Source organism: Fibrobacter sp. UWH1, assembly GCF_002210365.1.
In the GTDB taxonomy this organism is placed as follows: domain Bacteria; phylum Fibrobacterota; class Fibrobacteria; order Fibrobacterales; family Fibrobacteraceae; genus Fibrobacter.
The window spans coordinates 1-22,059 of record NZ_MWQG01000015.1; the positions used below are offsets into that span (position 1 = coordinate 1).

The 22,059-nt window shown below is 48.7% G+C and carries 20 protein-coding genes; 3 read left to right on the forward strand and 17 right to left on the reverse strand.

All coding sequences use genetic code 11. The annotated features are described in order from the left end of the window. Positions 1-77 precede the first annotated feature (77 nt). On the forward strand, positions 78-962 hold the full coding sequence (locus tag B7992_RS08380) for a radical SAM protein (protein WP_073161343.1): 885 nt from the start codon (positions 78-80) through the stop codon (positions 960-962). A gap of 102 nt (positions 963-1,064) precedes the next feature. On the opposite strand, the gene B7992_RS08385 is transcribed toward B7992_RS08380, so the two are convergent. The 4 genes from B7992_RS08385 to B7992_RS08400 form a co-directional block, all read right to left on the reverse strand. Then, positions 1,065-1,655, reverse strand: a complete 591-nt coding sequence (locus B7992_RS08385) for an inorganic diphosphatase (RefSeq protein ID WP_073161344.1) — start codon at positions 1,653-1,655, stop codon at positions 1,065-1,067. Between the two features lie 151 nt (positions 1,656-1,806). After that, positions 1,807-4,158, reverse strand: coding sequence for a PEP/pyruvate-binding domain-containing protein (locus B7992_RS08390; RefSeq protein ID WP_176421892.1), 2,352 nt, complete (start codon positions 4,156-4,158; stop codon positions 1,807-1,809). After that, complete coding sequence (locus B7992_RS08395) at positions 4,151-4,792, reverse strand: hypothetical protein (protein WP_088666039.1); 642 nt, start codon at positions 4,790-4,792, stop codon at positions 4,151-4,153. Before B7992_RS08395 ends, B7992_RS08390 begins: the two co-directional genes overlap by 8 nt. 63 nt (positions 4,793-4,855) lie before the next feature. Next, positions 4,856-6,178 (reverse strand): BamA/TamA family outer membrane protein, encoded by a 1,323-nt coding sequence (locus tag B7992_RS08400; protein WP_249269279.1) that lies wholly within the window; start codon positions 6,176-6,178, stop codon positions 4,856-4,858. Positions 6,179-6,266: 88 nt separating this feature from the next. On the opposite strand from B7992_RS08400, the gene B7992_RS08405 reads away from it, so the two are divergent. Next, on the forward strand, positions 6,267-6,734 hold the full coding sequence (locus B7992_RS08405) for a hypothetical protein (RefSeq protein WP_073161348.1): 468 nt from the start codon (positions 6,267-6,269) through the stop codon (positions 6,732-6,734). Between the two features lie 99 nt (positions 6,735-6,833). After that, a complete protein-coding gene (locus B7992_RS08410) occupies positions 6,834-9,371 on the forward strand; it encodes an ATP-dependent helicase C-terminal domain-containing protein (protein WP_088666040.1) in 2,538 nt (845 codons plus the stop codon). Positions 9,372-9,386: 15 nt separating this feature from the next. On the opposite strand, the gene B7992_RS08415 is transcribed toward B7992_RS08410, so the two are convergent. The 13 genes from B7992_RS08415 to B7992_RS08475 all read right to left on the reverse strand — a co-directional run bounded on the left by B7992_RS08415 (position 9,387) and on the right by B7992_RS08475 (position 21,999). Beyond that, positions 9,387-10,775, reverse strand: a complete 1,389-nt coding sequence (locus B7992_RS08415; RefSeq protein ID WP_073235087.1) for a hypothetical protein — start codon at positions 10,773-10,775, stop codon at positions 9,387-9,389. A gap of 20 nt (positions 10,776-10,795) precedes the next feature. Then, positions 10,796-11,263, reverse strand: coding sequence for a hypothetical protein (locus B7992_RS08420; RefSeq protein WP_073161351.1), 468 nt, complete (start codon positions 11,261-11,263; stop codon positions 10,796-10,798). A gap of 40 nt (positions 11,264-11,303) precedes the next feature. Continuing rightward, the gene (locus B7992_RS08425) at positions 11,304-12,455 is read right to left on the reverse strand and encodes a hypothetical protein (RefSeq protein WP_088666041.1); all 1,152 of its coding nucleotides are present in this window, start codon (positions 12,453-12,455) and stop codon (positions 11,304-11,306) included. A 112-nt stretch (positions 12,456-12,567) separates the two neighbouring features. After that, a complete protein-coding gene (locus tag B7992_RS08430; RefSeq protein WP_088666042.1) occupies positions 12,568-13,533 on the reverse strand; it encodes an adenosine kinase in 966 nt (321 codons plus the stop codon). A 57-nt stretch (positions 13,534-13,590) separates the two neighbouring features. Then, entirely contained in the window at positions 13,591-14,487 is an 897-nt protein-coding gene (locus tag B7992_RS08435; protein WP_088666043.1) for a rhomboid family intramembrane serine protease, read from the reverse strand. A gap of 58 nt (positions 14,488-14,545) precedes the next feature. Then, positions 14,546-15,070 (reverse strand): pantetheine-phosphate adenylyltransferase, encoded by a 525-nt coding sequence (gene coaD / locus B7992_RS08440; protein WP_073161355.1) that lies wholly within the window; start codon positions 15,068-15,070, stop codon positions 14,546-14,548. An 11-nt stretch (positions 15,071-15,081) separates the two neighbouring features. Next, positions 15,082-15,636, reverse strand: a complete 555-nt coding sequence (gene rsmD, locus B7992_RS08445; protein WP_088666044.1) for a 16S rRNA (guanine(966)-N(2))-methyltransferase RsmD — start codon at positions 15,634-15,636, stop codon at positions 15,082-15,084. A gap of 13 nt (positions 15,637-15,649) precedes the next feature. Next, on the reverse strand, positions 15,650-16,663 hold the full coding sequence (locus B7992_RS08450; protein WP_088666045.1) for a hypothetical protein: 1,014 nt from the start codon (positions 16,661-16,663) through the stop codon (positions 15,650-15,652). Beyond that, positions 16,660-17,574 carry a hypothetical protein gene (locus B7992_RS08455; RefSeq protein WP_073161358.1) on the reverse strand — a complete coding sequence of 305 codons (915 nt, stop codon included), beginning with the start codon at positions 17,572-17,574 and terminating at the stop codon, positions 16,660-16,662. Before B7992_RS08455 ends, B7992_RS08450 begins: the two co-directional genes overlap by 4 nt. 38 nt (positions 17,575-17,612) lie before the next feature. After that, positions 17,613-18,062, reverse strand: a complete 450-nt coding sequence (locus B7992_RS08460) for a helix-hairpin-helix domain-containing protein (RefSeq protein WP_073285507.1) — start codon at positions 18,060-18,062, stop codon at positions 17,613-17,615. Positions 18,063-18,099: 37 nt separating this feature from the next. After that, positions 18,100-18,816 carry a 3-deoxy-manno-octulosonate cytidylyltransferase gene (locus B7992_RS08465; RefSeq protein WP_088658520.1) on the reverse strand — a complete coding sequence of 239 codons (717 nt, stop codon included), beginning with the start codon at positions 18,814-18,816 and terminating at the stop codon, positions 18,100-18,102. 19 nt (positions 18,817-18,835) lie between these two features. Beyond that, entirely contained in the window at positions 18,836-19,123 is a 288-nt protein-coding gene (gene gatC / locus B7992_RS08470) for an Asp-tRNA(Asn)/Glu-tRNA(Gln) amidotransferase subunit GatC (protein WP_073161361.1), read from the reverse strand. A 335-nt stretch (positions 19,124-19,458) separates the two neighbouring features. After that, the gene (locus B7992_RS08475; RefSeq protein WP_073161362.1) at positions 19,459-21,999 is read right to left on the reverse strand and encodes an ATP-dependent helicase; all 2,541 of its coding nucleotides are present in this window, start codon (positions 21,997-21,999) and stop codon (positions 19,459-19,461) included. Positions 22,000-22,059: the final 60 nt, after the last annotated feature.

Here is a 22,059-nt window from a genome sequence, read left to right on the forward strand (position 1 = left end):
GCGAATGTCAACAAAAAAGGGTGGCGAAGCCACCCACACATGTTGATGAAGAGCCGGAAAAATTTATATTTGCGCCCATGAACGAGCAAGAAAAAGCACAGGAACAGAACAAGGCCCTGATCGCCGCATGGAGCGATCATTCCCGCATGTGGAAAGACAACACCTGGGTCTACCCCGTCATTAGCCGTCGCGCAGGCGGTTTATCGGTAGGTATAAACCTAAATCCCGACCACAAATGTTCCTTCGCCTGTGCCTACTGCCAGAGCGGCCCGCAAGAAGGTCACGAAAGTGTCGCCATCGATATCGACGGCGTGGAGCGGGAGCTTCGTCAATTCCTGGAATTCTACAAGTCCGGCGAATTCAGCAAGTGCGATTTCTTTGGACACGTTCCCGAAGACAAAAAGATTCTAAAGGACATCTGCCTTTCTGGCGATGGAGAATCCACCATCGTCAAGGAATTCCCCGAAGTGTGCAAGCGCATGCGCAAACTCCAGAAGGAAAACGAAGGGCAGTTCAAGCTCCGCCTGATTACAAACGCCAGCCGCCTCGGGAACGAGAAAGTCGAAGATGCCCTGGCCTACCTGCTGGAAAGTGACGGTGAAATCTGGGCCAAGCTGGACGCCGGTACCGAAGAATGGTACAAGCGCATGAACCGCTCCGCAGTCAAGTTCGAAACCATCCTGAACAACCTGGAAAAGGTCATCAAGCTGTACCCCATCTGCATCCAGACCATGTTATGCAGCCTTCAGGGAGACGTTCCCACCGACGCAGAAATCGAACAGTACATCGGACACCTCCAGCGAATTTACGCAGCGGCACCCAAGAACTTCGTAGAAGTTCAGTTGTACACCGTTATCCGTCAGACGGCCACTCCCGACGTCCTCCCTCTCCCCAAGGAATTCCTGGAAGCGGTCGCCAAAAAGATTAACGAAAAATTGCCGGTACAGGTTCGAATTTTCTAAAGTAAAATTAAACCATATAACGAAAGAAGCCCGCGTCGAAGCGGGCTTTTCTTAATTTCGCCAAATTTCAAAATCGGCAAAATTGCCGTCGCGGCACTCGCCCTAGATCAACTCTTCAGGCGGGAGGTTCGTGTCGGCTTCAGGTTCCTGGTAGCAGGTTTCGGGAATCTGAACCTGGTTCTGGAAATAGGCACGATGGGCGGCGATTACCTTTTCGCGGGCAAAGGCGGCATCCTTCCATTCACCAATCTGAACATCCTTGCCTTCCAGTTCCTTGTAGTTCTGGAAGAAGTTCTTGGTAATGCGGAGGAACATCTGGTCCACATCCTTGATGTCGTGAATGGGGCGCGGGTTAAATACGGGAACGCCAAGAACCTTGTAGTCCTTCTTGCCGCCGTCGGTCATGTCCAGAGCGCCAACCACGCGGCAACTGCAGACGGTACCGGTCATCATGGAGGCGGGGCTGTAAATCAGCATATCCAGAGCATCGCCATCATCGGCCTTGGTGCTGGGGATAAAGCCATAAGTACAGGGGTAGCTCATGGAGCTCAGAAGGCAACGATCCAAGCGGAAAACATGAAGACGTTCATCATATTCGTACTTCAAATTGGTGTCCTTACCAATTTCCACAACACAATCCACTTCGTACGGATATTTCTTGCCGATGGGCAAATCCAAATAGTTAATAGCCATTTTTCTCCTACGAGAACTCACCTTGAGTTCTTCATCTTTTGACAATCCATCAAATTTTGTAATAAGAATTTAGTATTATAATCCTATACGTCAAGCGGTAAGGGGTCTAACATTGAGATAATGTTGTTCTCGCTCACCGTTTTCTCAACATCTAGAGGATATAGGGGCGTGCCTGCTTGAACATCAGTTCGCGTTCGTCGCCCATCACCTTAAATTCAATATCCAAAATCAGCTCATCGGCGCTCTTCTTGTAGAGTTTGGCGAAATGAGTCTGGATTTTCTCGACGAAGCCATAGAGTTCCGTCACCTCGGAATCAGTCAAGACGGGTTCATCCGGAGACAACGTGGAGCTCTGCAGAAGAACCTTCTGAACGCCCTTGGCCGCAGGAACGATAGAGAAAATTTCGGGTCTGGAATTGTTTTCGGGATTCGTAATGGAAACTTCACCCTTCTGCACATTCACATAAATGCCGGCAACAGAGAAGTCTGCGATGTTCTGGGTAACAATGACACCATTGGCAGCTTCATCGATGAAGGCTCCATGTACGGCAACAGCCATCTGCACAGAGAAATGGTCGATGTTCCACAGGGTTCGTTCCTCGTAGGCCTTAAAGCTCCAAACCGAGGCCCAGACCTTACGAATTTCATCGGAGGGCAAATCCTTAGGCTCGCGGGTCGCCTTTACTGACTTATAAAGTCCTGCGCCATTAAATTCATCAAGGTCTTCGGAGTTCGTGCTGGAACGCAAGCGCACCGGAGTCTCCCCAAAAATCTTGTAGACCTTTTCATCCAGTTCCGTACCGAATTTTTCGTCTACGGGAATATGGCGGATCATGTAACGGATATTATCAAGAACAGCTTCCCTTGTACGGGTATCTGATTCAAACTTTTCGTCAGCAGTTACAGCGGCGATGTACTTTTTCAGCGGCAAGGAATCGTCCTTGACTGCAGACTCGCACAGGGTCTCGATGTAATCGCAAATTTCAGAAGAGCGACCTTCCTTCTTGCAATCCTTTTGAGAGCGAAGGCAAAGAGATTCCGTCACCTGGGCATAGCTCATGAAATTATCGTAATGATAGAACGGTACCGCAAAACCATCAGGAGAATTTTCGGGAATAAACTTTTGAAGTTCAGCCAGGTTTGCTGCCTTGACGCCTACGAATCCCGCAGAATTAAAACCAAGATCCTTGAAATCGGGGAATCCCTTTTCGCTCAAGTCATAAGAGAGGATCGTCTTTTCTTTCTTGAGACTTTCCCAATATTCCTTAGCTTCTTTCAAGGTCGTCTTTTCTACGGTATAGGACGTGGTGCTGACCGTCAGCTTCACCAGGCTATCGCAAAGAGCCAGAAGGGAGTCCGGCAGTTCATGCCCGTTAAAGGCTATGTTGGGAGTCTTACGAGCCTTGGCCGCAAGGTTCACATGAGAAAGCGGAGTCTGGGCATCCTTGCTGATAGCGCCAGCCACCAGCGGAATTTCGGCAGGCAGGGTTTCAAGAATTAAAATATCATGGGAAGAAACAATAGCCGTATCCAGTTCATCGGCGGTAAACTTTCTGAGAGTACCGTAAGCGACACCCGTATTCATAATCTGAAGACTGACGTCTCCAAAGATTTGGGCATGAGTGTACACGGGAACGTCTAACCGTTTAAATTCATCAGCGTAATCTTCGGCCGCAGATTCGGCCACGCTACCCGACGGCATATAATACAGGCGATTCTTTTTTGTTCCCACATTCAGGAACTGCAGACGGGATTCAATAATGCGATGAGTTTTCGCCACCAGTTCTGCACTAATCTTGTCTGTCGGGAAGAACGTCAGGGCGATCATGGAATCTTGAGCCGCATAATAGACTAACGTTCCAGCCACAGTCTTCTTTTTCGTGCTGTAATAAACATCGCTTTCAAATTCCGACAAGCTACGGGAATCCTTCAGCACCTTCTTTGCAAATTCATAATGCAGAGAATGCTTGCCGGTATTCTGCAAATGCAGCACAGGCTTCTTGGAATCAAAATCCGTAATGATGAATTTGACCAGGTAGCTTCGGCCAATTTCAGTCGACGACTTATAAGCCTTCTTCAAGAAAGCATCGTAACCTTCATCAGCAGTAAATCCAGAAGCTTCATCTGCAGTATTCTTGAATTCGTCAAGGCGACTCAAGGAAACATCGATATTACGATCCTTGTCCGCGCCCAGCTTTCCGGCAAAGAATTCGTTTCCCCAGGCCTTCACCACCACATCGGCAGAATCGCCTACGTCAAAGGAAATAGAGACACCCGAAGAAGTACACTTCAGATTGTCACTATCCGATCCCGGACATAAAATTTGCTGTCCATCGACTCCGACAAAAAAACTCTCAAGTTTCGCACCAGAAGCGTTAATATGCAGACCAGAAAATTCCTCGTTCACCGAAGAAGAAGAACTGTCATCGGAACAAGCCGAAAAAAAGGCCACTGCGCTTAGTGTGGCCATAAAACAATTACGATATTTTTTCAGATTAATCATCAAAATCACCAGGGCACTTTTCAAAAGTATCATCAAAGCTACTTACGCGGCCCTTTTCATCAACATTTCTACAGACAACAGGCAAGGAGCGTTCTGAAGTGCAACCATCCTTGATTTCAGTTTCACCGTCAGCCTTGAAAACCTGCAGACAGTCCATTTCCTGGCAAGAACGCCATCCAAAGCCAAAGGAAGAGTGGTAAAACTTGAACACCTTGTCCTTGTAGGTAAAGGAGATGTTATCGTTATGATGGTTTCCACCCCAGCTATACTCGGCCTTAGAAACAGGCACCATTTTACCATTCACATAAAGTTCAGCTTTTTCAGTTTCAGAGGAAACCGGAACAACAGACATGAGCATTTCCACTTCGTCTACAGAAGACTGAATGTAGAAGTAACCATCTTCACCTTCGTAGTTAAAAGTGCAAATCCAATCCTGCTGCATGAATTTTTCAGAAGCAGGCTTGCCATCTTCGTCGGTATAGGAAACCTTCACGGAATCCGGCTTACGGACTTCGAAGATGGACATGGGATCATCGTTCTTTACGGGATCTGCAGAAGAGTTGGAAGAGGAATCATCACCGCAGGCAGCAAATAAAGCAAGTGCGCCAATGGACAGGATAAATTTTAAGTTCATATTTTCTACTCCTAATTTTTTGAAATAAAATAAAAAAATTTTTATAAATCGTAAATCAAGAAATTATCGACTGCGCCAGCGGGCAGAAGTCGTCTTGTCGAAAAGTCCGAAATAGAACTTAGGTTCCTTACGGTCAGGGCTATAGCCTACTTCAAAACGCACACGGTCCAAGGCGGGAATCACCAAGTGCAGGCCACCGTAAACAGCACCTTCATAGTTCTTCCAGCTTGGCGAACCTTTGTCCCAAAGCAGACTTCCATCAAGGCCAGCCACCAGCTGCAAACCATAGAAGAAATTGATTCCCCAGAGAGAAGCCGCCTTACGTTCGCGCAACACAAAACGTTCTTCCAAAGTCAGAAGAGCCTCGTGGACGCCTAAACTATTGCTGTCGGCTTCATGTCCGCGGAAGGTATTGGTTCCGCCATGATAGAAATAATCGTAACGTTCTACATCGCCTGGACGAATACGAACAAGAGCCGTAGCCCCAGTAATAAAGCGCCATGCCGTATAATAGGCGCGTGCATCCGTCAGCAGTTCCCAGTAGTTCTCGCCGCCCATGTCGTCACAGCTTTCCACAGTACAATCAGCATCATGATCGTCTCCATAGCCTACGTGAGTCATCATGTACTCAAAATACACACCCTTGCGGCTGTCCAGTTTACTATCGCGGAAATCAAAGGCAAAGCCAAGGCCCGCTTCGGGAAGCCACGCCGCCTTCTCCAAATAACGAACCGCCACCGTTCCCAGCAGCGAAAGTCGGGAAAGCACCTGATATTCTACATCCAGATCGGCCAGGTAGCTATCGTCCTGAAAGGAACGCAAGTCATCCCAGCTATCGGTCCGCAAGAATTCGAAATTCCAGCCCACCGGGAGTCCAAACAAGTACGGCGAACTTGCATAGAAGGCATATTCGTTGCTTTCAAAAATCGGGTCAATTGCAGTACGGTACTGGACCTCGGCACGAATGTCCTCACCAAGCACATTGAGATTTGCCAAGGCAAGGCCGATCATGAGCCCGTCGCGGTCAGTCGTCTTCCCCGCCGGAGCGGGAATCCAGCGGAAAATTTCCTTGAAGGAATAATGAAGGACCATCCCGCCGCCATTATCGGCACTTTCACAGTTTGCGGAAATCTCTGTGAATAAATCCAGATCCTGAAGTTTTAATTTTTCAGACTCAAATTTCTCTGTAGAAAAGGGTTCGCCTTCACGATTCTGCAATTCACGCAGCACCACGCGTTCATTTGTATGTTCTAGACCACCCAGTTCTATTTTCTTGATAATCGACCCATCAACACAGACAGCACCAACAGACGGGACCATCAAAAAAAGCGCCAACAAAAGCAGCAAGGCTTCCAAAAAGTGTAATGGGGCAAAAACTATCTTCACAAATCCTCAAATTTATAGTACAAAGATAAAAAAACACATTTCATTTTTTCTATCTTTGGCTTCGTCAAGGAGAAAACCCGAGGTTTTTATGTTAGACTTTCTTGCCAACAATTGGCCCTATCTTATCGCACTAGTCATTATCGTCTTTGCAGTCTTCGCAATTCGCGGACTCCGCAAGGCCCTCAAGGAAGGTGGTGGAGCATTCAGTCTCGAAACCATCAAGAAGGCAACCGAGCCCAACTTCGCCGCCCTCAAGCAGAAGTCTCATGCCCTGCTGGCAGATGCCGACATGATCTGCGAAGTCAAGGAAGGCGCCACCTACGTCATCCCCAAGAAGGAAGACCTGAAGCTGTTCCGCAACGCCGTCAAGCAAAAGTACAAGTTGGCCATGTTCCTGGTGCCGGGCACCACACAGGTTGCCTATTTCTTCTGCAAGACTGAACAGGGCCTCCGCCGCCGTATCGACAACCTGGTCATTAACCAGAAGTTCCAGGCCGGCAAGAAGCCTTACAACGATGTCGCCACCGGCGAAAAGCTCCGCTTCCCCAAGACCTAGTAGATTAAAGGTTAAAGGATAAAGATTAAGCGCGATCAAGGTCGCGCTTTTTTCATAAGCATTTAAAGCAGACTTCAAAATTCAACCGCACGAAACAAGATGTTCCGAACATACAAAGACCTTGCCATTGCCGAAGAAGAATCCAAACTGATCGAAGCGATTGACCAAACCAGAAATCTACTGGTTGAAGCGCCCACCGGTTCCGGCAAGTCCCTATATATTCCCTGGTTCCTTTCGAAGCATTGTACAGGTCGTGTGGTAGTACTGCAGCCCCGACGCATCGCTGCTCTTTCCCTGGCCCAGTATTCCGCAAAATTACACGGCGAACCTTGTGGCAAGACCGTAGGCTATCAATTCAGACAGGACACCTGCAAAAGCGCAGAAACCCGCATTCTGTTCCAGACCTACGGAAACTTTCTGCAGGAACTTCTCCACGGGAAAATGGACGCCGAATGGGTTATTTTCGATGAATACCACGAGCGCAAGTCGGACATGGATTTGCTGTTCAGCTACCTGCTTAGACTACAGACGAAAGACGAAAGACGCGAAAAAAACAGTGATAAAGTTCCGCGAATTGCGGTCATGTCAGCAAAGCTGAATCGCGAAGAAATGGAAAATGCCCTAGGCGTAAAATGTCTGGAATTGGGACACCCTCTTTATCCGGTCCAGATTTTACATCAAACCCCATTAGCAGGTTCCTCCCTCGAAAGTGAAGTGGTCAAGGCCCTCAAGTCCCTGTACCGCAGCAACGTCTGGAAAACCACACTGGTATTCCTCCCCGGTAAAGCCGAAATTTCTAAATGCCACACTGCAGCCGAAGAATCCATGGGCAATGCTGCAGAATTTCTAGATCTGTATGGCGGTCAGGAACGTGATGTTCAAGACAGAATCTTCGAAGAAACGGAACGCCCCCGCGTCATCTTTACCACCAATATTGCCGAAACCTCCATCACCGTTCCCAACGTTAGCGGCGTGGTAGATAGCGGCGTGGAACGAATTTCCGAATACGACGACAGCCAGAAAGTAAACGTACTACGCACCGCCTCCATCTCGATGCAGAATGCCATCCAGCGTTCCGGACGTTCAGGCCGTACACAGAACGGAGCCTGCATCCGACTGTGGAGCGAAGAATCAGAAAACAGAATGCCCCGCGGAATCATTCCCGAAGTTACCCAAATTGAACCTTCCGAATTCTTGTTACAGAAGTCCGCACTGGAACGTTTCTTAGACGAGAGAGAAGGAACTAGAGGCGAGAATGGATTGGTTCTGCCGACGGCTATTCCCGAAAAACGAGAAATCGTCGCGAAGGAACTTCTGCAAGAATTGGACATGGTCGACGAAAATGGAATTACGGAATTGGGTCTGCAGGCCGTTCAGTCCCCCCTTTCCGATGTTCAGCTGGCTTACGTTTTAATCAAGTCCAAGCCTGCAGGAATCAGTAATTTAACTTTGTCTGCAATGGCATGGATTCACGGCGGCACAGAAACGTTGCAAAAGAACAAGCAGCCCACCAACCTACTGATGTTGGCAGGCGATTCTTCTGGACACGGCAACAACATTCCCCGCGAAGTTTCACTAACGCTGCGACAGTTGCAAGACTATTGCAAAAAGGAGAACTTCAAGAAAAGCGCAGACAACGAAACCGAAACCATCCAGATGCTAATGAAGGCCTACTCCGATAGGCTTGCCTCCCCCACGTCCAGTAACGGATCCTATAAGCTTCCCAACCAGAATGTCATCCGCCTGCAACATCCGGAACCGCCCTTTGCATTGCTGGCCATGACCATGCTCCGCACCAGCTCTGGCGCCGCTGCAGGCACCAAGACGGAACTCCGTCTAAACCTTTACGTTCCCGTTCCTAGAAGTCTTCTAGAAAACGAGGACGAAGAAGCCCGCTACGAACTCATTTGGCGTAGTGGCCAGGAACGTTTTATCGGAAAGGAAATCCGCGGCACAGTCGAACGGGAAATTCTCCCTCAGGAAGCCTCCCCCGCCGTTCTTGATCAGCTAAAGGAACTGACCGTCAGCGCCTGGAAAGAAAAGCTGGAAAAGGAAAACTGGACCGGGCGTTACCTTACAGAAAATCTGCAGACTCTTCTAATCAAGATGCGACTGGCCGCACAACTGTATCCAGAATTCAGCCTTCCTGAATTCAATGAAGAAGATATGGAACTGATCTTTGATGAATTCGCCAACGGCATCTTCCTGCTACGCGACCTGAACGAAGACCGCTACCGCGCCATTCTTGAAGACTACTTCGGACGATCCATGTTGCAATGGCTTCACAAGACCTTCCCCGACCATTACATTCTCCCCAACGGCAAGAAAGCTCGCTACAGTTATCAGGAAGTTGAAGCACCGGAACCGGGAACCCCCGGCAGCAATCTCGTTACCCAAAGTGCTGAAGGCGTTCTCGTAGAAGTTTCCGCCCGCATCGAAGACTTGATGCAGTTGCGAGGCGAACATAAAATTGCCGACGGAAAGTTGAAGGTCCGCTACGATATTCTTGCCCCAAACTTCAGAACCATTCAGAAAACTTGGGACTTAACAGGATTCTGGCAGAACACCTACGCCGAAGTCCGCAAGGAACTTCGCGGCAGATACCCCAAGCATCCCTGGCCGGAATCCGTTCTCTAGGCCACGGACCCCGAACTACTTGATAGTATAAATCACCAGCGACTTGCTGTATTCGTAATTGACAATCAGAATGGGAGTTCCCACAAGGGGGCTGTTCTTCTCATCAATAAACAACATACCTTCAGGACCGCGATCTTCAGGATCCATGGTATATTCAACAAGCTTCGGAGCAACATGCTCCGTGCCAATGCTGGTCAAGTCAAAAACAGCAACACCACTCATCCGTTCCAATCCAACGAAGGCTAGACGGCGGCCATTTACAGTACCGATTACAATATTTTCCGGTTCGCAGCCCTTATCATCGCTGCGGGCATCAGCCTTACGTTTTCCCTTCTTGGAATTCCAGTTAAAATATTTGGGATACTTTCTGGCAAATTCCCTTTCCAGGGCATCTCCGGAATCCCAAATCAACTTACCCGAAAAACCATCAAACACGCTAATGGAACGGGAGCCAAATTTCACCTTGCACATTTCTTCATTGCCGCAAATTTTTGATTCGTCAAAATTCTTGACATCGGCACCTTCATTTGCTGTCACGACAAAAGTTGAACTTTCCGTTTCGAAGGCCTTAATTCCATCAGGTTGACGGAGTCCCCTAATGAACGCATTTTCAATACGGATCTTGCCATCCTTAATGGCATCCAGTCCAAACCCGGCCTTGGAATGATCCACATAGCCTAAATCAAACACGCCATCCAATTTCTTGCCGACCACGTCGATGCGGGCAATGGCGTTGTTTTCCTGCAAGCTGACCCAAGCCCATTTAGAATCCTTAGAAACTGTAATGTATTCCGGTTCCACATCCACATCGTCAAAAGGAACCACGGTCACCACAGGAGAAATATCCATAAAGGTGGCATCATCAAGACTTACAATGGCAACACCGCCAGGAGGATTGATTTTACCATCTTCGCTAGGTTCGCCTTCGCAAGCCACTAGCAACGCCTTTCCATCAGGGGTAAACGTAATCATATCCGGATGACTACATACCTTGTACGTCCCGATTTTCTTGACGCCCCCCACCACAGACGAATCCTCAGGTTGCTCCCCCACGTACTGCATCAGCTCAACAAAACCATCTTCCCAAGCCGGGTCCGCAAGCAAACTAGAGGCAATCAAGTTTCCATGAATAGAAACACTTGTCGCTTCCCCATCAAGCGAGAATGTTTTTTGAACCACAGGCTTCGTCGGATCAGCCAAGTCCACGACATCCATATTGTTGGAATCGCCCACAGAGAACAGCAACCTGTTTTGAGGCATGTAGGCAGAAATCTCGGCAGATTTCAGCTCAATTCGGGAAAGAGGTCTAAGAACTGACGTCTCCTGGGAATCGCCACCCTTCTTGGCGCAGCTAATCCCCGCAGCAAGCAACAGCGGTATCAAGATAAAATTTAGACGAACCATTCCAGACACCCTTTAAATTTCTAGTCGAAAATCAACCAGAACAGCAACATACCGAGACCGAGACCGCCCATAAAAGAAGTAGAAGTCATCATGGCGGCCTGCTGACGGTCCATATTTTCCTTTTCCTTCTTCTTTTCATTAACGCCGATAGAAACGCTCAAGGCCTGGGCGCAAACTTCGTTGTTCTGCTTGGCAGTATTGTAGCTCTTTTCCCAGTTGGCGCTCTTGGCCTGTTCCACTTCCAGAGCCTTCTTCAAGGAATCCCTTTCTACAGAATAGGAACTATCGCGAACAGCCATCACGGAATCACGGACAGCGATTTCACGCTTCAGTTCATCTTCGGCAGAAACTTCTGCAGGAGCAGCCTGTTCAACAACAGCAGGCTCAGCCGGAGTGGCGACAGGTGCAACCACAGCGGAATCCTGGGCAAAAAGAAAAGTCGCCGAAAGAACGACGACTGCAAAAATAGAGGCAATCAAATTCTTCATGTTTTACAATATAGCAAACTGAAGAATTTGAGTTTTGGAACTATCGCGGAAGAACCATCTGCTTTTTCCAAATACCATTGGCACCCTTTACATAGTAAACACCAGGCACCATGGCGTCACCAGGAGCAACCAAGGAACCATCTAGACGGCGCACCTGCAAACGGCTTCCCGAGAATTTTGGAACAGACTTCAAGTTTGCAATAGATGTAAGACCATATTCGTCATCAGAAGATGCAGGCTCCACTGACTGGGAAGAAGATGAAACTTCATTTTCAGAGGAAGCAGGCTCCGCGGACTGGGAAGAAGATGAAACTTCATTTTCAGAGGAAGCAGGCTCTGCTGACTGGGATGACCCAGCCACCGCATTTTCAGAGGAAGCAGGCTCCGCAGACTGGGAAGAAGATGAAACTTCATTTTCGGTAGAACTACTCAACCCGATCTTCCGTTCGTCCATGAATATGCCATGAACTACTTGCAATGTCACGTCCTTAATTGAATCCGGAATTGCAACAGCCTTTTTAGCCTGATCAACAACCGTTACAGAATCCATGCCAACACTTTCACCAAAGTAATACTTACCTGCGGTAGTCACCTTGGTCTCACCACCCTTAACAACAGTATCCCTTCTAGTGACATGGTAATAGGCTACAGAAGCATACCACCAGTCAAACTGGAATTCATAGGTTTTAGACGCAAGAATTTCTCCAGAACGATAAGATCCATCTTCAGGAAAGTCGTCCTCCACAAACACCCGAAGATTATTGGTATTGGTAGAATCATAACCATTCATCTTATTGCCATGGATATCCAAAATAACCGTAGCATAGTCACTCGAACCTTGCTCCCACCTTCCAGAGGAACTCGAACTCAACCAAGAGTAATACTTATAGTCGTTGGAATAAGTTTCACTACAGGCAGCGGTTACCGTATACGGGAAATTGTACTTGGTATTTCGAGAAGGCTTTAAAGTCCAAATATCTTCATGACGAGTTTGCGTGACAGAAGTAGCCGTTTTCAAATCCTTGCTACCTTTCCACAAGGTCTCATCCATATAGGCCATCTTCAAAGTCACCTTGGGAAACGAACTATGAAGCAAAGTATCGCACACATTGCGAACATAAATGGATTCTTCAGCCCAGGCAGACACACCCAGCAGCATTCCAACAAACAAAACTTTTTTGGCCAGATTCATTTTAGCCTCCAAAACACAATTTTACTACCACTAAAGATATATCAAAAAAAGACAGTCCGTAAACTGTCTTTTACAAAGAGTGATTAAATCAGCCGAATTTTCGTAAAAAAGACTACAATTCCGTTGACTTAATGCGTTTCCACCCCTCTTCAGGAATCATGGCACCCATGACCTGCACCACTTCGTTAGAAACAACACTACCCAACTTACCGGCACGATCCATATCCCAGCCATTCATATAGCCATAAAGGAAACCGGCAGCCCACAGGTCGCCTGCCCCGGTGGTATCAATGGCCTTGGCAGCACCAGCCTCCACACGAGTCACCACGCCGTCCTTGGCAATCAAGGCGCCACGCTTGCCGATCTTAACCACAGCCACCTTGGCCTTCTTGGCAAGAACTTCAAGAGCGGCCTCTTCCTTGACACCGGCATAGGCGAAGGCTTCGTCTTCGTTGGCAATCACGATATCGATCATCTTCTTTTCGAAGAGTTCATCGAACAAGCCGCGGCAGGCATCCACCACCCCAAAGGAACTGAAATCCAGAGCGGTTTCAACACCAAGGGAACGGGCCAAGGTAAAGCACTTCCTGAAATTTTCGGTATCGAAGGCGCTATAACCTTCCGCAAGAATCAGGGAGACGCCATCAAACAGTTCCGGGCAGAAATCCTCAGACTTCATATCGTTAGACGCACCCAAAAAAGTCCACATAGAACGCTGGGCATCGGGAGTCACCGCGCTAAAGACGCAACCCGTAGCCACGTCAGAAAGACCCATACGATTTTCCACATTGTGAGACTTCAGATGATTCTGGAACAGTCGACCCAGTTCGTCATCACCCACGCGGCTAATAAAGGCGGAATCGCCACCCAGCTTCGAAATACCCACCATGGTATTGCAGGTAGAACCGCCAGGAACGCGAATGGGATTATTCAACTCGCCCAGGAACTTTTCCATCTGGGACCAATCCACATGATTCATGCCACCCTTCTGAACACCCTGTGCAGCCATCCATTCTTCGCTGACATTGGCCAAGACATCAACCAGGGCAGCTCCAATACCAAGAATTTTTTTTGTCATATGAGTTCGTTCAACCTTTAAAAAACAAGGCGGGTACAGAGACCCGCATTTTTAAAACTACCGACGGCGGCGAAGCTTTTCGCTTGCATCCAGAAGGAATTTACGTTCAGAGTCAGTCAGCGAATTGATTCCGCTTTCGTTCACCTTCTTCAGGATTTCGTCCATGCGCTTGTTTTCGTCTACATAGAAAACTTCACCTTCCAAGGGTTCGTCCGACTTGCGGGAACTGCGACTGGATTCCGCACGGCCACCGTCATTCATCTTGAACTTAGGGCCGCGGGCCTTGCGGGCGGCGCGTTCAAACTTGTCGGCAAGATTACCAATCTTGCCAAAGCCACGTTCGTAAAAATGCATATAGATAAAGCCACCAACGACACCGCCCAAATGAGCCAGGTGAGCCACGCCATCTCCGGAGGGAGCCATGAACACGTCGATACCCACCATAAACCACATGGCGTACTTGATTCGCATGGGGAAGAACATGAACATGAGAATCACACGGTTGGGGAAGAACTTATAGTAGGCCACGAACAGCCCCATCAAGGCGCCAGAGGCTCCGATAATGGGATTATTGGTCAGGCCCAGTACACACATAACCAGGCTGAACACTGCAGCAAAAATTCCGCAGAACATATACATGCCCGTAAAATGTTTCGAACCCATCATGTCCACCACGTCGGAACCGAACATCCAGAGCATCAGCATGTTAAACAGGAAATGCCAGAAATCCACATGGACGAACATGTAAGTCACATAGCGCCAGGCTTCGTACGGAACCGTGGGGAAATAGGCGCCAAAATAAGTGATATAGTCGCGAAGATTGCCCGGTCCAACACCGGGAATGTTCAATTGCAAGCCTAGCACACCACCCAGAACAAAGGCTGCGGCAAAAACACCAGCGTTGATCAGGAGCAGAACTCGCAAAACCTTAGGCAAAAAACTAAACGGTCGCATTTCACATTACCTATTCAATAAATTGTCGAAAGAATTTTCACTACGAAAAATAGCAAATTCACACAGCTGACTTTGTGATAAACCGAATTACATTTTCGGGCAGGAACTTCTTTAAAGTCTCGACACCTTCAGCGGTATCAGCGATTCCACATTTTACGATTTCACGGACCACGGTACTGCTAATAGCCAGATGTTCCTGCTTGCTGGAAAGCAGCACGGTTTCGCAATCCGGGTAAAGCACCTTGTTGTTCCAGGAGACGCTCTGCTCGAAATCCAGGTCCATACCGTTACGGATTCCGCGAACCAGGAACTGGGCCCCGACAGACTTCATGAAGTCTACAGTAAGACCTTCGTAGGAAGCCACCTTTACGTTGGGCAAATGGGCAACAGCTTCCCGTACCAGAGATTCACGGCAGTCTCCAGCCAGCATATACTTCTTGGAGGTATTTACCGCCAGCAGTATCCACAATTCATCAAAAAGTTTGCAGGCCCTTTCTGCGATATCCAAATGACCTAAAGTAAAGGGATCAAAGGATCCCGCAAAGACCGCCACTCTAGATGTAGCAACATTCTTCTCGGACATTTCTACCCCAATTAAAGATCCTTGCGGAAAATGACCAGGGAGGATTCGCCATACTTTCGGACAGAGGCCTCACCCGCTTCTTCGGATTCCTTGACCCAGGCCGGTAAATTCTTGGTGGGAGCCTCGAACACCGCCACGCCACCAGGATTCAGCCAATCAACGAAAGGGCGCAAATCCGGGTAATCCATATTCTTGAAAGGAGGATCGGCGTAAATCAGGTCAAAGCCTTCTTCCTTGCAAAAGGTTTCCTTGGACAAAGTCAGGGCATTGCTTTCCAGCAAAGTCAACTTCGATTCAAGATTCAAGGCCTTGTAAGCCTGTTGCACCAGGCGGGCTTGCACATGAGCCATTTCTACAGCAATCACGCTGGCGGCGCCACGACTCAAGGCTTCGATTCCCATGATACCGGTTCCCGCAAACAGATCCAGCATACGGAAATTTTCTACGCCCTGAAGAATATTAAAGAGGGCCTCCCTCGTGCGGGAGGCTGTAGGTCTAGTTTTTGATGTGTCCGGAGAGGGAACATTGCGTCCCCTCAGATTTCCACCTGTGATGCGAATGGGCATGAGTTCAACCCAATTACGGAATCACGAACATTTCGAAACGAATGGCAGTCAGCAAGTCCTTTCTTGCAAACTTCATTTCTACAGACGGAACGCCCATGCGGATGGGAGATGCGCTAAAGGCAGCGACAAATGCCTGCAGATCGCTAAAGTCAGCAGAAGTAGTTACCTGATAGGTAAAACGCTTGTAGACACCGAAATCTTCAACAACAGGCTTTTCGAATCCATTGAACGATACCTTGTTGGTAGAGCCCAAGGTCTTTATAGCCTTGACTTCGTTGGCAACTTCAGCAGCGGAAACAAACTTGTTGACAGAATTCAGGTTAACATTCTCTACGTTGTACTGACCGAAGGCGGTAATGTCGGTTGCAGGAGCGTTTTCCGGCAGAGGCGGAGTCCTAAAGTTGGAGCTAACCGTCTTGATGCGATCCAGGAAGCTGCGCTGAGAAGCAGGCTTAGCAGCCACACCACGAACATAGAAGTAGTTGGGAGCCTGGTAGATACAGTCAGAGAAGCCCACGTCTTCGGGAGTTGCCGAATTCATGAAAGCAACGAACTGACCCAGAGAAGACTTCTGGAAGGAAACCTTTTCGAGAGGCAGGTAGGAATTGTAATCCGTGCGTTTGTTGTTAAACAGAGCCTGAGGATTGATTTCACCCACGACCTGCTTGGCGGTCATATTGTCGCGGTAACGCAGGGCGGCAGCCTGTGCAGCAGCCTGAGCTTCCAACGAACCACCTGCGGAAGTCCGCTGTCCGTTGCCCATGACAAGTGCGGTGCGGCTTGCATCTTCGGCACCAATCAGAGACAAGTAAGCCTCGGGGAAAATACCCTGCAGAGGAGCGGGAACGCCACAAATGCTGAGGAAGGCACTGAAAGCAACAATGGCAAACAGAGCGGCAACGGCAACCGTAAGAGCCTTCTTGCGGCTCTTCTTCTTCAGTTCGTCGATACTGGTAACGTGAACCGGAGAAACGGACTCGACCACAGTCAGTCGTTCAGCGGCATCAATCAAGTTCAAATGAATCATACACCCTCCAATGCGTAAAGGGCAGCACCAATGGCACCGGCGCAACTCAATACGGCAGCGGAATCTTCAGCTTCCACCGGAAGTCTAATGTTGGAGAAAGAATCCATGGATGTGAGCAGACAATCCGGAAGAGCCTTTCTGAGGCATACCATGAATTCGGGGTCCAGAGCCATTTCACCGCAAAGATTGACATTCTTGGTGACAATGGCAGAATTTTCTTCCTGGGCAACCTTAATCTGTTCGACAATGCCCTCGACAAGGATCTTGTAAGCTTCTTCCTTAGTCTTGTTTACCAGGGGAAGAGTAGAGACACAACGCAGGGCCTGCAGATTATCCTTGGTGAGCCAAATCAGCGTCACACCGGCGTAGTCAGCCTTAATAACGCATTCCAGTTCAGTCATGTTTTCTGCAAAGGCCATCAGGTTCATTACAGAAAGAACATCCACGTCCAGGGACTTCGGTGCGAGGGACTTGTTACGGAAGCCCTTGCGCATGTTGTCCACCCACTGGTGGCGGACCGCAATCAGCATGACGGTAAAGCCCAGCGATTCGCTTCCGCTCAAGACCTGGTAATCGATGATATAGGCACCAGGATCAGCATTCGTAATCAGGGAAACGTACCACTTCAGGTATTCGTCCAGAGTCTTGGCAGCCTCAGCCGGAACAAACACCTGACGGACAATAGACCTGAATGCAGGAACGGTAACCGAAACTGCATCTACGGATTCAATCTTCGCAAATTCCATCCAACCTTCGAGGACGGATTCAAAAGCAAAAACGTCATCCAGAGGGCTGGTTTCAGTCTCGAGAATAGCTGTCTTCAGAACGCGGCGTTCATCCACATCAAAAACGGCAACTTTCAGGGAGGCGTCAGCCACCTCGATACCCATGTATAATTTCTTATCACTCATACTATCAATGACTTACAAAAAGTTTTCCATGTAAAAAATTAATCAAAAATTACCCCTTGCAGTATGGTCTCCAACTTTTTCTTGCCAATTCCAGGCACTTTTTTCAGGTCTTTTTCACTTTTAAAGGGGCCAGAGGACTCTCTTTGGGCAATAATCTTTTCGGCAAGCTTCGGACCAACCCCCTTCAAGGCACAAAGCATATCTAAATCCGCCGAATTGATCGGTATGGGAAATTGAACTTTTGGCGGCTTCTTTTTGGACATTTTTTGAGAATTGTCTTTTATTTTGTCTGCAACAAAAACCGTTTTTTCAACCGGGTCTCCGCGTAATTCCCTATGAGTTGAATCTTCAACATTCGCGATGACAACAGGATCTCCGACCTGGAACGTATCGATCGAAGGAAGTCCCCAAGGCAAGAATCGGTAAACGATTCCCATGACAAAAAGGACAAAAGACAGAAAAACCATCTTTTTTTCTGGTCCGTTCATAAGAACTCTCGTAAGGCGAGGGTCTGAATCTAAAAAATCAAGGGACTAGACGAGCCTCTACGGCAGCCACGTCCGATGGTACATCTACAGAAATGGAGATATAAGGACTTTTAACCATGCGTATGGTCCTGCAATTAATAATACGCATCTGTTCCAAAGAGCGTTCCAATTCAACGCTGGATTGAGGAAGAGCTGCGAATTCATCGCGGGAAGCCCGAGAATAAGCATATACACCCTGATGTTGGAACCACTCCGCAGATAACTGATCTGCTGTGGCGAGACATCGCTCGTCTACATCACGGGTAAAATCAAGAGCCACACCATCTTTCACCAGGACTTTCACCACGGTGTTCAAGTGATGTTCGGCAGGATTAAGGGGGCAGGCAACCGTCACCCAGCAATCAGGATGACATTCCAGTTCCCTAGCCACCTGAGCCAGCAAAGCAGGCTCCACAAGCGGTTCATCCCCTTGCAAGTTTACCACAAGGTCAAGTCCCAGCTTGCAAGCGGCCTCAGCCACACGATCAGACCCCGTCTGGGCAGGACCGGTCATGACACATTCAAAACCAGCCCTGGTCACTACATCGGCAATGACTTCAGAATCAGTAGCACAGACCACCGTCCCAAAACAGCCCGCATCACGGGCCCGTTCCAAGGTGCGTACAATCATTTCCTTGCCAGCTATCTTGACTAGGGGTTTCCCGGGATAACGAGACGACCCCATGCGGGCAGGAACTATGCAATGCACGGTCATAGACTAAAAATCGAAGAGATTAACCGCCAATGACCTTGGGAATAGCAAAGTGGTCGTTTTCTACGGCCGGAGCGTTTGCAAAAGCCTGTTCCAGGGTGAAACCCTGCATGGGAACATCTTCGCGAAGAATGGTAGCACCATTTTCGACACCAGTCATAGGTTCGACATCGGCAAGGTTCAATGCCTTCAAAGCTTCCATCTGGTTCAGCATCTTGTCAAGATGACCCTTCAGAGCCGGAATTTCCTCTTCGGAAACACTCAGGCGAGAAAGCTTAGCCAATTTCAATACTTCTTCACGTTCAAGCATAAAAGCCTCTTTTTTATCAAATACAGGAACAATGTAGAAAAAAGTAGATAGTAGGTAGTAGGAAGTAGACGGTTGGAAGGCGGTAGTAGACGGTAAAAAGAGTGAGAAGGGCGGAGCCTGCGGCTCCTTTCAGCAGTGAGCTATGAGCTGTGAGCCGTGAGCTGTGAGCCGTGAGCTGTGAGCCGTGAGCTAGATAATCGCGCCAAAGGCGCCTTACTTTAACTCATAATTCGTATCTAGGTCCCTGGATCCCTCGACTTCGCTCGGGATGACACACCCTCACAGCCCACCATCCACTCTTCACTATTAACTATTAACTGTTAATCGTTCACCCTCTAGACCACTTCCAACGATGCGTACTTCAGGATAATGGTTCTCGTGACACCGTCTCCAAAGCGGACGTCCACTCGGGCGTTGTCTCCAGTTCCGTAGGATTTCTGAACCACGCCGATACCATATTTGATGTGGCGAACCTTTGCTCCCTGGTGGAACGGATTCTCGCTGAATTCGTCGTACACCACACGGGGGCCTGCGGGTGCCGCAGGAGCAGGCTTGGGAACAGAAACCGGATTGCGGTAGACAATGCGCTTATCGTTCTTGCGAATGGAATCAGGAACAGCGCCAGGGCGACTGAATCCACCGCTAAAGCCGCGTGAACCGAAATTAGAAGGTGCGGAACTGCGGCCACCAAAGCTACCGGAACTGGGACGACTGCCAAAGCTACCAGAGGCTCCCGGACGACGAGGAATGGGCGGAGGAGGATTTCCCATGCGAGGAGCCCTGAAGCCACCACCCTGAGAGTAATCCTGATTGAAGCTATTGAAACCGCCACCAAATCCGAAATCTTCACACGGTACAAAATCTACAACAGACGGATCCAATTCCTTGAGGAAGCGGGACGGGGCGAAGGGACGGATATTCCCCTGGAAGAACCTGCGTTCCGCATGATACAGGAACAGCTTCTTTTCGGCTCGGGTACATCCCACATAGAACAGTCGACGTTCCTCTTCCATCTGTTCATTCATCTCGGATCCAGACATCATGGAAGACATTCGGATCAACGGGAAAATTTCTTCATCGCAACCCGCAATATGAACCGTATTGAATTCCAGGCCCTTGGCCATATGAATCGTCATAAGGGTAACTTGTCCCTTAGAAGAATCCACCTTCTTGTCGCCATCTGTCAAAAGGGAAATATCCTGGAGGAACGCATCCAAAGTAGCACCGGGATGTTCTTCATCGAATTCACGGATGGCGTTAACCATTTCATCCAAGTTAGCGATTCTTTCGTCAGCAGTAATCTCATCTTCCTTACGGAGGAATTCCTTATAGCCAACGTCATTGATAATCTTTTCGGCAAGGATGGGCAGCGGAGTCTCGCCTGCGGCCACCAAAGCCTTCCAACCGAGAACCAAGTCTGTAAATCCCTTAAGTTTGGGAGCCGTACGTCCAAGGCCATTGGCTTCGGCCAGCAGATTTTCCCAGAAGGAACCTTCCCCATTACGTTCCTTTTCCAGGACCGTTTCCACAGTCGTCTTACCGATGGAACGAGGAGGCGTATTGATAACACGGAGGTAGGCGGCGTCATCACGTTCGTTGGCCAATACGCGCAGATAGGCAATAATGTCCTTGATTTCCTTGCGGTCCCAGAATCGCGTTCCACCAAAAATCACAGAAGGAATGCGTCGATCGTTCAAAGCCTTTTCAAGAGAACGGGACTGGGAATTTGTTCGATAGAAGACCGCAGTCTTGGCATACGATTCAGGACCGGCCTTGGCAATAGTATCGGCAATGGCAGAAGCTTCGGAGCGATCGTCCATAAAGTGGCGAACATGAATCAGTTCACCCGCCTCCTGCTTGGAAAACACGTTCTTCTGCATTTCCTGCGGACGGATATTGTGAGCGATCACAGACCCTGCGCCTCTGACAATATTCGATGTGGATCGGTAGTTCTGTTCCAGTTTGACGATTGTCACCGGAGCAAAGTCGCGATGGAAATTACGGATGATCTTGATGTTGGCACCACGCCAGCCATAAATACTCTGGTCGTCGTCGCCCACCACAGTCACATTGTGCTGTTCATTCATCAGCAACTTCAGCAGTTCATACTGCACATCGTTGGTATCCTGATATTCATCCACAACCACATACTGAAAACGGGTAGCCAGCTGATTCGCCAAATTGGGCAACTTCTGCAGCATGAGCACCGTATTGAACAGCAAGTCGTCAAAGTCCATGGCATTGGATTCCAGAAGTTTCTTCTGGTATTCCGTATAATAGCGGGCGTACTTTTCTTCGTCAGGGTACTGAGCATTGTTGCGAGCCACTTCCGGAGTCTGCAACAAGGTACTGTTCCCTACCACCATCATAGAATTCTTGAACTTGGAAATGGCGGCGTGAGCCTTTTTTACATCAGCGGCTTCCACATTTTCATCACCGTCAGCCTTAAGAATTTCTTTAAGGATACGCTTTTGATCATCATCGTCATAAATGGAGAAGTTACCGTCGTACCACCTACCCCCCGAGCCGGCCATAGCGGCCACTACGGATTCCTTGGACAGGCAAAGTTTCAGCAGACGAAGACAAACAGAATGGAAAGTTCCCATCCAGCTGAAGCTCATCCTGCAATCCAGAAGCTTGTGAATACGTTCCTTCATTTCGCGAGCGGCCTTATTGGTAAAGGTCACCGCCAAAATACGATCGGACTCCACATTGTGGGCAGAAACGAGATGGGCTATCTTATAGGTAATGCAACGGGTCTTTCCCGAACCAGCACCAGCGAGAATCAGCATGGGTCCCTGGATTTTCTTGGCTGCAGCAGCCTGTTCCGGATTCAGTTCCCGGTCCAACACACCATTGTCCACAATATTTGCCATTTACCTCTCCTGACTTTTTAGGACTCGCAAGATAGCAAAAATGTCGAGACCCATGGGTCC